General features: G+C 67.1%; 12 protein-coding genes. 9 read left to right on the top strand and 3 right to left on the bottom strand.

Features of this window, described 5'->3' with window-relative positions; genetic code table 11:
* Positions 1-94 precede the first annotated feature (94 nt).
* Positions 95-862 carry a class I SAM-dependent methyltransferase gene (locus tag Q0Q36_RS01980; RefSeq protein ID WP_293795163.1) on the bottom strand — a complete coding sequence of 256 codons (768 nt, stop codon included), beginning with the start codon at positions 860-862 and terminating at the stop codon, positions 95-97.
* 141 nt (positions 863-1,003) lie between these two features.
* On the opposite strand from Q0Q36_RS01980, the gene gloB reads away from it, so the two are divergent.
* The 3 genes from gloB to Q0Q36_RS01965 are packed head-to-tail and all read left to right on the top strand — an operon-like array spanning position 1,004 to position 2,992.
* Positions 1,004-1,768 carry a hydroxyacylglutathione hydrolase gene (gloB, locus tag Q0Q36_RS01975; RefSeq protein ID WP_293795310.1) on the top strand — a complete coding sequence of 255 codons (765 nt, stop codon included), beginning with the start codon at positions 1,004-1,006 and terminating at the stop codon, positions 1,766-1,768.
* Between the two features lie 2 nt (positions 1,769-1,770).
* Complete coding sequence (locus Q0Q36_RS01970) at positions 1,771-2,232, top strand: cupin domain-containing protein (RefSeq protein WP_293795161.1); 462 nt, start codon at positions 1,771-1,773, stop codon at positions 2,230-2,232.
* A gap of 1 nt (position 2,233) precedes the next feature.
* Positions 2,234-2,992: a GNAT family N-acetyltransferase gene (locus Q0Q36_RS01965; RefSeq protein WP_293795159.1), complete on the top strand. Its 759-nt coding sequence runs from the start codon at positions 2,234-2,236 to the stop codon at positions 2,990-2,992.
* Between the two features lie 6 nt (positions 2,993-2,998).
* Here Q0Q36_RS01965 and Q0Q36_RS01960 read toward each other — a convergent pair whose 3' ends face one another.
* Positions 2,999-3,475, bottom strand: a complete 477-nt coding sequence (locus Q0Q36_RS01960) for a DUF2938 domain-containing protein (protein ID WP_293795157.1) — start codon at positions 3,473-3,475, stop codon at positions 2,999-3,001.
* 178 nt (positions 3,476-3,653) lie between these two features.
* On the opposite strand from Q0Q36_RS01960, the gene Q0Q36_RS01955 reads away from it, so the two are divergent.
* From Q0Q36_RS01955 to Q0Q36_RS01930, 6 genes are all read left to right on the top strand, one after another.
* Positions 3,654-4,748 carry an ROK family protein gene (locus Q0Q36_RS01955; protein ID WP_293795155.1) on the top strand — a complete coding sequence of 365 codons (1,095 nt, stop codon included), beginning with the start codon at positions 3,654-3,656 and terminating at the stop codon, positions 4,746-4,748.
* Between the two features lie 203 nt (positions 4,749-4,951).
* Complete coding sequence (locus tag Q0Q36_RS01950) at positions 4,952-7,573, top strand: DUF3772 domain-containing protein (protein ID WP_293795153.1); 2,622 nt, start codon at positions 4,952-4,954, stop codon at positions 7,571-7,573.
* A gap of 4 nt (positions 7,574-7,577) precedes the next feature.
* Positions 7,578-8,102, top strand: a complete 525-nt coding sequence (locus Q0Q36_RS01945; RefSeq protein WP_293795151.1) for a CAP domain-containing protein — start codon at positions 7,578-7,580, stop codon at positions 8,100-8,102.
* 163 nt (positions 8,103-8,265) lie between these two features.
* Positions 8,266-9,765: a hypothetical protein gene (locus Q0Q36_RS01940; protein ID WP_293795150.1), complete on the top strand. Its 1,500-nt coding sequence runs from the start codon at positions 8,266-8,268 to the stop codon at positions 9,763-9,765.
* 103 nt (positions 9,766-9,868) lie between these two features.
* Positions 9,869-11,071, top strand: a complete 1,203-nt coding sequence (locus Q0Q36_RS01935; protein ID WP_293795149.1) for a crosslink repair DNA glycosylase YcaQ family protein — start codon at positions 9,869-9,871, stop codon at positions 11,069-11,071.
* Positions 11,072-11,167: 96 nt separating this feature from the next.
* Complete coding sequence (locus tag Q0Q36_RS01930; RefSeq protein ID WP_293795148.1) at positions 11,168-11,881, top strand: DUF930 domain-containing protein; 714 nt, start codon at positions 11,168-11,170, stop codon at positions 11,879-11,881.
* An 8-nt stretch (positions 11,882-11,889) separates the two neighbouring features.
* Here the strand turns inward: Q0Q36_RS01930 and Q0Q36_RS01925 are convergent, their stop codons facing one another.
* Positions 11,890-12,294, bottom strand: a complete 405-nt coding sequence (locus Q0Q36_RS01925; RefSeq protein ID WP_293795146.1) for a (deoxy)nucleoside triphosphate pyrophosphohydrolase — start codon at positions 12,292-12,294, stop codon at positions 11,890-11,892.
* Positions 12,295-12,298: the final 4 nt, after the last annotated feature.

The following is a 12,298-nucleotide window of genomic DNA, read 5'->3' as shown; positions in this document are numbered from 1 at the left end:
GTTCAGGTTCCGCACCGAAAGCGGGCGGAGCGGCGGTTTACAGTGAAACCGGGCTTGAAAAGCGGCGGACCTTGGCCGCGCCCCGGCGAAATTGTCAACCCGTTCGTGGCTTCGCAGGCGGGTTTGCCGCACGCGGCGTAGGTGAGGCTTGCGGCAGCAGGACGGGTCTCAACGCGAAACTGCGTCGCGTCGCGCGCAAGGGCGCGCGCCGGTAGAACTGCTTGGTGGCGTCGATAATATGGACGCCCGCGAAGGGCAGCGAGAGCCCTGCGCCGATCTGCTCCCAGGCCAGCGCCGAGCGCATCAGCAGCCGCCTTTGCAGGGGCGGGACATAGAGCGCCTCGGTCCAATGCTCGGGCGAGAACTCGGCGCCGCGCATCAGGGCGGAAAGCTGGCGGCGGCTGAAGGGGCGGCCCTGTCCGAAGGGCGTGCCGTCCATGCGGGCCCAGAGCCCGCGCCGGTTGGGCACGACCAGAATCATTCGCCCGCCGGGATTGAGCACGCGCGAGACCTCTTCCAGCAGATCGTCGGGGCTTTCCGTCTCTTCCAGCGCATGGACGAGCACGACCCGGTCGATCGAAGCGGTCGGCAAGGGCAGGAGCGTCGGCTCGACCAGGGCAGAAGCGGAGAGGCCAGGCGAAGGCCAGTTCACCACGCCCTGGGCTGCCGGCATGAAGGCGATGGTCCGCTCGGCCTGCATGCCGAGGACCGAGAGATAAGGCGTCGAATAGCCCAGTCCGAGCAGGCGCTGGCGCGCGCAATCCGGCCAGAAACGCAGCATCGCCCGGCCGATGAAGCGCCGGGCCACATGGCCGAGCGGGCTCGCATAGAAGGCGCGCAGGTCGACGACGTCGAGAGGCATGGCGCCTGAAATGGAACGCGCAAGGCCCGAACGCAAGGGCTGTCTTGTGGCAGGACCGGGTTGATCGATGGCCGGGCATGGCCCATGCAGGAGCCTATGACCGCCTGCCGTTCCGGTGGGCCGACCCTGCCGGAGGAAGCCATGCCGCTCGACCTTCACGTCTTCCGCACGCTCAACGACAATGCCGGCGCGTTGCTGCGCGACCCCGCCAGCGGCGCCTGCGCCGCCATCGACGTGCCCGATGCCGGTGAGACCCTCGCCGCCGCAAAGGCAAAGGGCTGGACGATCAGCGACATCTTCATCACCCATGCCCATCACGACCATACGCAGGGCGTGGCCGAGGTGAAGCAGGCGACCGGCGCCCATGTCGTCGGCCCGGCCGATGCGCGGACCAGCGCGCCACTCGATCGGGTTCTCGGCGAGGGCGACACGGTTACCTTCGGCGGCGAGAGCTTCGAGATCTGGCATACGCCAGGCCATTCCGACGGACACCTCAGCTTCGTTGGCCGGGGCGCCAAGCTCGCGCTGGTCGGCGACGTCGTCTTCGTCATGGGCTGCGGGCGCGTCCAGCCCGGTCAGATGGACCGGATGTGGACCTCGCTCTCGCGCCTGATGGCGCTGCCGGGCGATATCCGCCTGCTCGGAGGCCATGACTACACGCTCTCCAATGCCCGCTTCGCGCGTTCGGTCGATTCCGCGAACGAGGCGCTCAAGGCGCGCTTCGCCGAGGCGGAGGAGGCCAAGGCCGAGGGGCGTTTCTGGGCGTTGACCACAGTCGCCGAGGAAAAGGCGACCAATCCGTTCTTCCGGGCGGCCGAGCCGGCGCTGGCGAAGGCGGTGGGCCTACCCGGCGCTGCGCCGGGCGCAGTCTTCGCGGCCTTGCGCGAAGCCAAGAACCGGTTCTGACGATGACGATGCGGCTGGACGGGCTGACGGCGGCGGAGGTCATCCGTCTGCTCGACCTCAAGCCCCATCCGGAGGGCGGTCATTACCGCGAGACGTTTCGCGATGTAGCCGGATCGGAGGACAGGGGGTTCTCGACCGCGATCTATTATCTGCTCGATACCGGCGAGACTTCGGAATGGCACCGCGTCGATGCCGCCGAGATCTGGCATCATTATGCCGGCGCGCCGCTGGTGATCACGGTTTCGCCCAACGGCCACGACGCTTCGGCGCATCATTTCGGCACCGAGCTTGCAGCCGGCCAGCGCCCGCAATTCGTGGTGCCGGCCGGTTGGTGGCAGAGCGCGACCTCGCTCGGCGCCTGGACGCTGGTCGGCTGCACGGTTGCGCCGGGTTTCGAATTCAAGGGCTTCGAGATGGCGCCGCCGGGCTGGCGGCCGACACCGCGCAAGCCCTCAGGGGGATAGGATGCTGACGAAGACGGACGATAGCGAACTGGTGCTCGGCTGCGAGCGGCGCATCATCAATGCCTGGCCGGCGCTGTCGACGCTGATCGTCGGCGACTGGGTGCTGCGCTTCGCCAACGGCTATTCGGGCCGAGGCAATTCGGCGACGCCACTCAGTTTCGGAGCCGAGCTCGACGCGACGATGCTTGACCTGATCGAGGAGCTTTATCGCGCCGACGGGCTGGTGCCCGCGATCCGGCTGACACCGCTGGTGGCAGATGCGACCCGCGCGGCAGTGCTGGAGCGCGGCTATCGCGTCAAGGACAAGTCCTTTGGCCAGATCGCGCCGCTTTCCGGCTTTGCACCTTCCGAAGAGGCGGAGTTACAGATCGAGGCGCGGCCAAGCCAGGAATGGACCGCCGGGGTTGCCGCCCTCCAGAGCGGCAACAAGACCCATGCCGGCAATCTCGCGGCTATCATCGAGAAGGTCCGGCTGCCCGCCGCCTTCGCGGCCTGGTTGGTCGAGGGCGAGGCGGTCGCCTTCGGGATGAGCGTCGCCGAGCGCGGCATGGCCGAGATCGGCCTGATCTGCGTCCATCCCGATCATCGCGGCCATGGCTATGGCCGCAAGATCGTGCGGGGCCTGATGGGCTGGGCCGCAGCGATGGGCTGCCACAGCGCCTATCTGCAGGTCGAGCAGAGCAACGCGGTCGCGATCAACCTCTATGGCAGCCTCGGCTTTCGCGAGCTCTACCAGTACGAGACGCGCATTCTCGACTGACGCGCTTCAGCGCGTCAGCAGGGCCGTGCCGTAAAGGCCGATGGCGAAGAGGGTGTGGCTGACAAAGTTCAGCAACCGGATCTGGTTCGCGTTCAGCTTTTTGGCGGCGGCGACGCCCATGCCCATGCCGGGCTGCAGGATGAACCAGCCGCAGCCAATCGTCGCCCAGCCGACGATCAGCGCAGGCAGGAAGGTCGGATTGCGGGCCCAGCCGGCCCCGGCAATCGCCAGCACGATCGCGGCGAAGGCGATGCCGACGAGATAATGGCAGATCCATCCGATCGCGAGCTCGCCGGCGACGGGCTCGGATTTGGCGATGTCGTCATGCCAAATGCGGCCGCGCGGCAGATGGGCGAACCAGCGGCCCGGCATAGCCCAGTTGGGCTTGGGGAAGCCGAAAAGGCGCAGGAACTGAGCCCAGATATCGGTGAGCGCGGTTGCGCCGATACCGATAACGATCATCCGCAAGATCAGATCCGACACGTTTCGTTCCCCAGGCCGCATCGATATGACGCGATGTCTGTTGGAGCGGTGATCGCGGCACCGGTCAACCGCCGTGGTGAGCCGGTCGCGCTGCATGCGGCGCATCGCCTTGGCCGGGGAACCACAGCAGGCTCCGGCGGGTTGCCTCCGCTGATCCGCATCGACCGAGAGGGACCAGATGGCCACGGCAACCGCCGAGACCTCGCGCAATTCCGGCAAGGCCGCGACCGGGCCGCATGGCGCCGCCGAGCTGCCTTCCGTCACAGTTACCAGCTACAATCTGGAGGTCCGCGACGATGACGGCTTCGTCGGCGACAAGGCGAGCCGCGGCGCCTTTATCGAGCATCTCGACGCGCTGCGCAGCCATCTCAAGCGCAATGGCGACGACCCGCTGAAGGGCAAGACCGCCGAGATCAGCAAGAAGGAGCTCGATGCTCTGCTGAAGGAGGGCGACGCGGCCGAGGCCGCGCTGGTGCTCAGCGCCGTCGAAGGCTTCGCGCAGTCGCTCGCCTTCGTCATCCGCCGTTTCACTCGGCTCAAGAGCTGGGCCGAGATCGAGCGGATCGTCGTGGGCGGCGGCTTTCGTGAGAGCCGGGTGGGCGAGCTTGCGATCGCGCGTGCCGCCATCATCCTGCGAACCGATGGGCGCGACCTTGATCTCGTGCCGATCAGCCATCATCCCGACGAGGCGGGTTTGGTCGGCAGCGCCCATCTCGCGCCGAAATGGATCTTCGAGGCCTATGACAGCCTCGTCGCCGTCGATATCGGCGGCTCGAACATCCGCGCCGGCATCGTCGAACTCCGGCAGAACAAGGCGCCGGACCTCAGCAAGGCGCGGGTCTGGAAATCGGAGCTCTGGCGCCATGCCGATGAGGAACCGAGCCGCGACGAGGCGATCGAGCGGCTAGGCCGGATGCTGCGCGAGCAGATCGGCAACGCCGAGAAGGAGGGCTTGCGGGTCGCGCCCTTCATCGGTGTCGGCTGTCCCGGCCTGATCCAGCCCGACGGGGCGATCGATCGTGGCGCGCAGAACCTGCCGGGTAACTGGGAAAGCAGCCGCTTCAACCTTGTCGACAGCATCCGCGACCTCGTGCCGGAGATCGGCGAACACCAGACCGAGGTCGTGATGCACAATGACGCCGTGATCCAGGGTTTGAGCGAAATGCCGGCCATGCAGGATGTCGAGAACTGGGCCGTGCTGACGATCGGCACTGGCCTCGGCAACGCGAGCTATCGCAATCGCGCCCAGGCGAAGGGCAAGGAGCGAGGCTGAGGCCCGGAGCGATGCGCTCGCCATCTTCAGGTCGTGTTTTGCGGTGAAGAGGCGGCGGGGCCTGCCTCCCCGCCCCGATCCATCTGCAAGCCCGGGAGCCTTCCGTGCCGGTTGAAATCCGCACTTCATCTTGCCTTGTAGGCACGGCTGTGCCGAGGGTCGAGCCGGAGCCGAATCATCTGGACGGACAGGGCCGCATCCCCATGACAGCGCGCAGGGCGCAATCGTCTTTCCGGAGCCTGCGGGGTTTCCTGGCAGCCTGCCTGATCCTCGCCGTGATGGCGCTGATCACGGTTGGCTCGTCGTTTGCCCAGACGGCGCCCGAGCCGGGCAGCCTTCGTGCCCGGCTGGACAGCGTCCGCGCCGATCTCGCCCAGATCGAGACGACGCTAGCCTCGCCCAATCCCGGCGACGCCGAATTGCAGCGGCAGCGCCTGCGCCTCCAGCCCTCGCTCGACCAGTTGCGCCTGATCATCGACGAGCAGGCGCCTAAGGTCGACCAGGCGAAGCTCCGGCTCGACCAGCTCGGCCCCAAGCCGGAAGCCAGCGCGCCGGCCGAAAGCGCCGAGATCGTCCGTGACCGCGAGGCACGGGCCAAGGCTTTCGCCGATGCCGACGAGACGCTGAAGCTCGCCAAGGCGTCGCTGCTCCAGGCCGAGCAATTGCAGAGCAGCATCGGCGACAAGCGCCGCGAGATCTTCGCCAAGGAATTGTTTGCCGCCGGTCCGTCCGTGGCGAATCCGGAAGTCTGGACGAATGCGCTCGCGACGGCGCCGGAAGATCTGCGTGCCTCCGGCTACATCTTCGGCGGCTGGCTCGAGGGGGTGAGCGAGGCCTTTTCGGGGACGCGGGGCTCGATCGTCGCGCTCGCCCTGATGGGCGCGATCCTGCTCTACTGGGCGCGGGCGCGCTATCTGCCCCGCTTCAAGGCGCGCTTCAGCAACACGCAGGATACCGGGAACCTGCACTGCCTCTATATCGCGCTTGCCCATATCGTCGCCGGCGCCGCGCCCCCGGCGCTGGCGAGCTGGCTGCTCTACAAGGCCCTGAACACGACCGGTCTGCTGCCGCCACGCATTCAGCCGGTGATCTGGGCGGTCATCGTGGGCCTCGCGTTCTTCGCCTTCGTGCAGGCGCTGGCCGATGCGCTGTTCGCGCCGTCGAGCCCGCAGCGGCGCCTCGTCAAGGTGATGGATACGACGTCGCGCAGCGTCGTCTGGATCGCGAGCTCGCTCGCGGCCGTCATGTCCGTCGGCAAGGTCTTCGAGGCCTGGCTGCAGGCCATCGCCGCCGGCCTTGCCATCTCCATCATCGTCAAGGCGTTCTTCGCCATCCTGTTCGCGCTCGCTCTGATCGCCGGGCTTTATCAGATCCGGGACGATGACGAGGTCGAGCAGGAGGCCTGTCTCGGCCCCTATGTCCCGGTAGACGGCGCGAGCCTGGGGCCGGTGCGCATCCTCGGCTGGATCATCGGCTTCGCCATTATCGCCTCGGCGCTCAGCGGCTATGTCATCTTCGCCGCCTTCCTGGCCGAGCAGACGCTCTGGATCGGCATCGTCGCCTGCCTGTTCCTGCTGGCCTTCCAGTTCATCGACCTGGGCGTCCCGGTGCTGCTCAGCGGCAAAGGGCGCTTTGCGCTCACGCTGAAGGCCGGCATGGGCCTGCGGACCGCAACGCTGGAGAAGATCTCGGTCATCGCCGTCGGCGTGCTGAAGCTGCTGCTGATCGCCGTGACATTGCTGTTGGTTCTGGCGCCCTGGGGCCTGGAATCGAACGATTTCCTGGTTTCGCTGCGCGCCGCCTTCTTCGGCTTCCAGGTCGGCGGCGTCACGGTCTCGCTCTCGACCATCGTCGTCGGCGCGGCCGTCTTTGCGATGGGCATCGGCGCGACGCGGGCGATGCAGCGCTGGCTCGAGCATCAGTTCCTGCCGACGACCGCGCTCGACCCCGGCCTGCGCAACTCGATCACCACCGCGGCCGGCTATATCGGCTATATCGCGGCGGCGGCGATCACGGTCACGGCCGTGGGTTTGAGCCTGGAGCGCCTGACGCTGGTCGCCTCGGCGCTCTCGGTCGGTATCGGTTTCGGCCTGCAATCGGTGGTGTCGAATTTCGTGTCGGGCCTGATCCTGCTCTGGGAGCGGCCGATCCGCGTCGGCGACCAGGTGCTGGTCGGCGACATCGAAGGCATCGTCAAGCGCATCAATGTCCGCTCGACGGAGATCGCGACCTTCGACCGGGCGACGGTGATCGTCCCGAATTCGAACCTGATCTCCGGCGTGGTGCGCAACCGTGTCCGCAACGACCGGACGGGGCGCGTGCTGATAGCACTGACCGTGCCGCGCACGCTCGATGCCGGCCAGGTGCGGACGATGCTCTCGGAGGTCGCCTCGAACCATGGCGACGTCCTGCAGAAGCCACCGCCGGCGGTAATGTTCAAGAAGCTCGGCACCACGACGATGGATTTCGAGCTGATCTGCGTCGTTGGCGACGTCGAGATCACCGGTCGCGTCAACAGCGACCTGAATTTCGCGATCTACAAGCGCCTCGCCGAGATGGAACCGGCAGCCGCCGTGCCGGAGCTGATGGTGCGCGGGCTCGAGGGCGTGGAGCATTCGCTCGGCAGCATCGCCGAGGCGGTCGGGCGCCGCGACGGCGCGGGCAGCCGCGTGAAGCGGGAAGTACCGAAGCCTGCGGCAGCATCTCCCGCGCGCCGCGCGCACAAGCCGCTCGTGGCGGAGGAGCCCGAGGAGGAAGAGACCGGGGCGGCGAAGCCCGCTCCCGCCCCGGCTCCCGAGCCCACCAAGGATGACAGCAAGGAATGATCGGATGCCCAGCTTTCTGCGCCGCGCCGCAGCTTCGCGCGCGATGACCTGCCCGGCCGCGCTTGCCGGCGCTCTCGCGCTCCTTGGTGTCGCCGGTTGCACCGAGCCGCAACGGCAGGCCCAGCCTGCCTTCTATCGCGATCTCGGCTCGGCTTCGGCGCAGGTCGACACGGAGCAGGCGCGGGCGATGATCTCGGCCTACCGGCTCAATGCCGGGCTCGGCCCGCTCGTGCTCGATCCGGCGCTGGTCGAAGCCGCTCAACGCGAAGCCACCGCCATGGCCGGCTCGGACAAGCCGGCGCAGGCCGATGCGGTCAAGGCGCGTCTCGCCCGGGAAGGGCAGCCGGGTGCCGAAGCCAATCTTTCCGCCGGCTACCGCCGTCTGGCCGAGGCCTTCTCCGGCTGGCGGGATTCGCCCCAGCACGATCGCGTCATGAAAGATGCGAAGGCCAAGCGGATGGGCATCGCCACGGCCTATGCGCCGGGCTCGAAATACCAAGTCTACTGGGCGCTGATCGTCGCGCCCTAAGCGTCGATGGAGCGCTCTCCCTCCAGAGAAATATGCTCGGATCGGTGGAGCTTAATGGTGTTTGTCAAGGATTGGTTGTAGCGTTAATAAAATCTCAATCACAACAACCTATCGTTGCAGTGTCTCGGATGACCCCGCAGTGGGGCGCTCTGGAGGGCTGCACATGCTACGCCGTCCGCTTCCGTACTTCTTACTTGCTGCCGGTTTGTTGGCGCCGCGAGCGGCAAGCGCTCAAGCTGCTGGACTTGTTGATCTTTGCACCGGATTGAGTGTCGATATTCCGGTTCTCCAGCCGGTCTCCGGCGCGGCCTCGGGCCTCCTGTCCGGGCTTCTGGATCCGATTTTGAACGGGATCGTAGGAGATGTAAATGTCAACCTACGTGATGTTCTCAGCGGCCGAAATATCGGCCTGACAGTGCGCGATCAGAACGGCAACCTCGTGACCGCGCCGGGAAACTGCAAAATCAAAGCGGACAGCGTCACGGTCGCTTCGCCCGGGGGGATCGCCATCGGTGGTGGTGAGATCAGCGGACTTGGCGGCACGGCAAGCCCCAAGGCCAGCGCGGCGGACCCTAACGCTATCGCCTTCGGAAACGGGGCCGCGACATCGGGCGCAGCGACGGGCGCGGTCGCGATCGGCCTGCGCAGTTCGGTAACTGCTGCCGATGGCGTCGCGATGGGGCGCGACAGTTCGGTTTCGGCGGAGGGAGGCATTGCGCTCGGCGCCGGATCGATTGCGCTGCGAACCGGTCTGGCCGGTGGAGCTGAGGCTTTCAGCGGGGTCGCCGTGGCTTCGACGCAAGGCGCACTCTCGATCGGCTCGGCCGGAAACGAGCGGCAGATCACCAATGTCGCCGGAGGCACGCAGGATACGGACGCGGTCAACCTGCGCCAGCTGCGTTCCGTCGCGAATAATACGGCTTCGGCGCTCGGGGGCGGGGCGAGTTTCGATGCGAACGGCACCTTCACTGGACCCAACTATGCCTTGCGAGGGGGTATCTACACCACCGTCGGTGCGGCGCTGACCGCGCTCGACCAGCAGAACGGCGTGATCGCGGGAAATAATACGAGCGGTTACGCGTTGGCCTCCGCTGCCGGCAGCGATGCGATGGCGGCCGGCTATGGCGCACGGGCAGACGGTCTGCGCGCGACGGCCATCGGCACACGGGCACAGGCGAGCGGCGAGGAGAGCGTTGCGATCGGTGCCGGCGCGGTCGCGACGCGCGCCCGGCAGGTGGCTATCGGCACGGCGACCAGCACTTATACGCTGCCCGGCCTGAGCACGGCCGCGAGCCGCGCGGCGCAATCCGGGCCGACGCAGGTCGTGACGACGGATGCGGCCGGCAACCTCGCGGCCATCCCTGTCGATCTCGCCGGTCTCGATCAGCGCATCAACGGGGTCGCCGCCTATGCGCGGGAAGGGCGGCGCGAGGCCCGGCAGGGCGTCGCGGCGGCAATGGCGATGACCGCGGCGGCAATGCCGTCACGCCCCGGCAAGACGAGCTGGAGCGGCAATACTGCGACGTACAAGGGCGAATGGGCGGCTGGTTTCGCTGTGGCGCATCGGCTTGACGTCGCTATCCCCGTTGCGATCAATGCCGGCGTCAGCCTGACGGGCAACAATTTCGGCGGTGCACGCCTGGGGGTAAGCGGCGAGTTCTGAACGATTGAACGGATGCGGAGGCAAGCGGCTCCCGTCAGATCCTGTCAGCGGCCGTTCCTCCAGCCTCTTACCGCTAGCATGAAGCCCCGCTAGCTTGCGCCTCATGCCTCCACGCCCACGCAAACCGATCTCCCTTTCCGTCGAACAGGCCCGCCGGCTCTGGCTGCAGGCCCAGCGGCTCGACCGGCGCGATCCTTTCGGCGCGGGGCCGGAAGCCGCGCGCGCCGCTGTCGAGCATCTCGGCTATGTGCAGATCGACACGATCAACGTGATCGAGCGCTGCCACCACCACATACTCTATGCCCGCATCCCCGCCTATCGCCGGGCCGATCTCGCCCATCTGCAATCGGTCGGGAAGAGCGTCTTCGAATACTGGACGCATGCGCTGGCCTATGTCCCAACCCGCGACATCCGCTATTTCCTGCCGGCGATGAAAGCGCATCGCGAGGATCCGAAGCGCTGGCCGGCGGTAGGCGCGCGCGAGGAGACGCGCAAGCTCATACGCCGCATCCGCAAGGACGGCGCGCTGACGATCCGCGATATCGAGGAAGAGCTGATCGAGAAGGCGCATCTCTGGGCCAGCAAGAAGCCGTCCAAGGGCCTGCTGGAGCGCGCCTTCTACGATGGCGAGCTGGCGATCGCGGCGCGCTCCGGCATGGTCAAGACTTATGAGCTGTTCGACCGGCACTTCCAGTGGGAGAAGAAGCCGACGCCTGCGAGCGATCGGCAGATTACAGCCTATCTGCTCGACCGGGCACTGACGGCGCAGGGATTGGTCAGCCTCGATTCCATCTGCCATCTCGACGCGCCCTCGAAGAAGGCGGTGGCCGAACTGATCACAGCCCGCGTCAAGCGCAAGGAGCTGGTGCCGGTGGCCGTGGACGGTGCCGGCAAGGCGCAGCATTGGGCTCGACCGACAGCGCTGGAGCCGTTGTCAGCGCCGGATGAGACGCTGATCCATATCCTCTCGCCCTTCGACCCTCTGATGATCCAGCGCAAGCGGGCGAAGCTCCTGCTCGACTACGCCCATGTCTTCGAGGCCTATTTGCCAAAGGAGAAGCGCGTCTACGGCTATTTCGGCCTGCCGGTGCTGGCCGGCGAGCGCGTCGTGGCGGTGCTCGACCTCAAGACGGACCGGGCCGCCGGCAAGCTGCTGATACAGCAATGGACCTGGCTCGACGGTTGCGAGGCGCCAGCGCTCAAGGCGGCGGTCGAGGAGGAATTGCAGCGTTTCGAGCGTTTCCAGCTCGGGCTGGACGAGGCCGCGGCGGAACCTATGCCCGAGATCACAAAAATGCCGGCTTGATCGTCGCTTTTGCCCGGCGACGGAGCGGGGCAACGCCGGATGACGAGGACAGTGCGATCGACGGCGCCTGCCGGCGACAGGGCCGTGGCCTGAACCATGGCGATCGCGCTTCCGGCCCGGTTCGCGAGACCCACTCCCGGTTTGCCGGTCGCCGCAATCCTGCACGCTGCGCTGCTGGCCTGGCTGGCCTCCTTCGCGATCCAGAGCTTCGAGAGCGCTCCGATCGTCGAGCAGAGCGTCGAGGTCGAGCTGCAGACGCAGGAGGAATTCGAGGCGCTGACCCGGCCGCAGCCGCCGCCGGCCATTGCCACTCCCGCTCCTGCGCCGCCGGTGCTGCCCGAGTTGCTTCCGAAATCGAATGAGCCTGCGCCTTCACCGCAACCGCCCGCTCCGAGGCCGCCGCCAACGCCTGCCGAGGCCGACGGCATGATCCATCCGCCGCGGATGCTGTCGCAACGGGTGCTGGCCGATCCGCGCAGCCGCGAGACCGTTGCGCTGCTGCCCAGGCTCGCGCCGGAGGAGCGCGTCGAACAGCTCTGCGGCCTGGAGGCGATGGGCCAGATCCATGACTGGCAGCGCGATTTCGAACCGGACCGGGTCACCGCCTATGCACTGTCAGGCACGAGGCTTTCAGGACGGGTGCTGACGGCGGAGGGCGCGGCTTTCCGCAGCCAGCGGCGCTGGTACGGCCTGCGCTTCGCCTGCACCGTCTCGGCCGATCTGAAACGTGTGACGGCCTTCGCCTTCCATGTCGGCGAGCCGATCCCGCAAGAGCGTTGGGAAGTCCTCGGTCTGCCAGCCGTGCACTGAGCTTGAGCTTAGGCGCCGAGCAGATCGATCAGCGGCGGGATCAGCGGCTCGTCGGCGGGCGGCATGGCGAGATCGCGCAATCTGCCGGGACGCACCCATTTCAGCGCCTGGCCCTCGCGGGACGTCGCCATACCTTCCCAGCGCCGGCAGATATAGAGCGGCATCAGCAGGTGGAATTCGGGATAGGCGTAGCTGGCGAAGGTCAGGGGCGCGAGGCAATCTTCCTTCACGGTGATGCCGAGTTCTTCGGAAAGCTCGCGGATCAGTGCCGGCTCCGGCCGCTCGCCGGGCTCCAGCTTGCCTCCCGGAAACTCCCACAGGCCCACGAGCGCCTTGCCTTCGGGCCGTTGCGTGACGAGGACGCGATTGTCGGCATCGATCAGGGCACAGGCAACGACTAGGAGCAGCTTCACGAGG

It is taken from the genome of uncultured Allobosea sp. (genome assembly GCF_945957345.1).
Classification (GTDB): Bacteria; Pseudomonadota; Alphaproteobacteria; order Rhizobiales; family Beijerinckiaceae; genus Allobosea.
The sequence above is the reverse complement of the archived record's forward strand: the minus strand, read 5'-3'. Positions and strand labels throughout refer to the sequence as shown.

Bases quoted from the DNA above. Each gene is read 5' to 3' on its own strand.
- Q0Q36_RS01945 (WP_293795151.1), top strand. From the start codon at position 7,578: ATGCCCAGCTTTCTGCGCCGCGCCGCAGCTTCGCGCGCGATGACCTGC.
- Q0Q36_RS01950 (WP_293795153.1), top strand. From the start codon at position 4,952: ATGACAGCGCGCAGGGCGCAATCGTCTTTCCGGAGCCTGCGGGGTTTC.
- gloB (WP_293795310.1), top strand. From the start codon at position 1,004: ATGCCGCTCGACCTTCACGTCTTCCGCACGCTCAACGACAATGCCGGC.
- Q0Q36_RS01980 (WP_293795163.1), bottom strand. From the start codon at position 862: ATGCCTCTCGACGTCGTCGACCTGCGCGCCTTCTATGCGAGCCCGCTC.
- Q0Q36_RS01930 (WP_293795148.1), top strand. From the start codon at position 11,168: ATGGCGATCGCGCTTCCGGCCCGGTTCGCGAGACCCACTCCCGGTTTG.
- Q0Q36_RS01965 (WP_293795159.1), top strand. From the start codon at position 2,234: ATGCTGACGAAGACGGACGATAGCGAACTGGTGCTCGGCTGCGAGCGG.
- Q0Q36_RS01935 (WP_293795149.1), top strand. From the start codon at position 9,869: ATGCCTCCACGCCCACGCAAACCGATCTCCCTTTCCGTCGAACAGGCC.
- Q0Q36_RS01940 (WP_293795150.1), top strand. From the start codon at position 8,266: ATGCTACGCCGTCCGCTTCCGTACTTCTTACTTGCTGCCGGTTTGTTG.
- Q0Q36_RS01970 (WP_293795161.1), top strand. From the start codon at position 1,771: ATGACGATGCGGCTGGACGGGCTGACGGCGGCGGAGGTCATCCGTCTG.
- Q0Q36_RS01955 (WP_293795155.1), top strand. From the start codon at position 3,654: ATGGCCACGGCAACCGCCGAGACCTCGCGCAATTCCGGCAAGGCCGCG.